Annotated in this window: 1 pseudogene; it reads left to right on the top strand. The window is 55.0% G+C overall.

Annotated features, from left to right (window positions below):
- Window positions 1-142 precede the first annotated feature (142 nt).
- Window positions 143-496: pseudogene (locus LH464_RS24425) on the top strand (transposase); the annotation flags it as partial.
- Window positions 497-724: the final 228 nt, after the last annotated feature.

Consider the following 724-nt stretch of genomic DNA (forward strand, 5'->3'; position numbering starts at 1 on the left):
CATCTCTTCGGCACGCAGTTCTGCGTAATTTCCCGCTGTTGTGATATCGACGTCTCTTAGTGTCGGTCCGGAAAGAAGTTGCGTAATCTGAGTCGGTTATGATTCCCTAGCTTTGAGATGATTCTTTTCGGGCAAGGCAGCGATGTGGACGACAGCGAACCGTGGAAAATACAAGCGCGATGGATTGCGCTATCCGAGTGATCTGACGGATGCGGAATGGGCTCTGGTGGAGCCGTTGATCTCCCCAGCCAAGCGTGGCGGGCGCCGACGTGAGGTCAATATTCGCGAGGTTGTCAACGGCCTGCTGTACGTGCTGAGCACGGGCTGCCAGTGGCGCGCCGTTCCGAAAGATCTGCCGGCCAAGAGCACGTTGTTCGACTATTTCGACCTTTGGAACTGGGACGGCACACTCGGCCGTCTTCACGATGAACTCTATGTGAAATGCCGCGAGGCGATGGATCGTGAGGCCAGTCCCACCGCCTGCATCATCGATAGCTCTTAGCGTGGCACGAGCATTGGTCCCAAGTACATGCACTCCGAGACTGCCGTTGCCAGATGTACTGACGTTGGTATTCGTGAGATCGGCTGTCAACTCCGGTGTATCTGTGAAGTTAATCAGTTCATTGGGGAGAATAGCGGTATCGGTGCAGTTTTGAGAAGTTGTCCATGACGACGAGCATGCAGTGAGAGGGCGACGTCCCTATCGGTAGCGTAACCGTTCCTT

It is taken from the genome of Pseudorhizobium xiangyangii (assembly GCF_020531965.1).
In the GTDB taxonomy this organism is placed as follows: domain Bacteria; phylum Pseudomonadota; class Alphaproteobacteria; order Rhizobiales; family Rhizobiaceae; genus Neorhizobium; species Neorhizobium xiangyangii.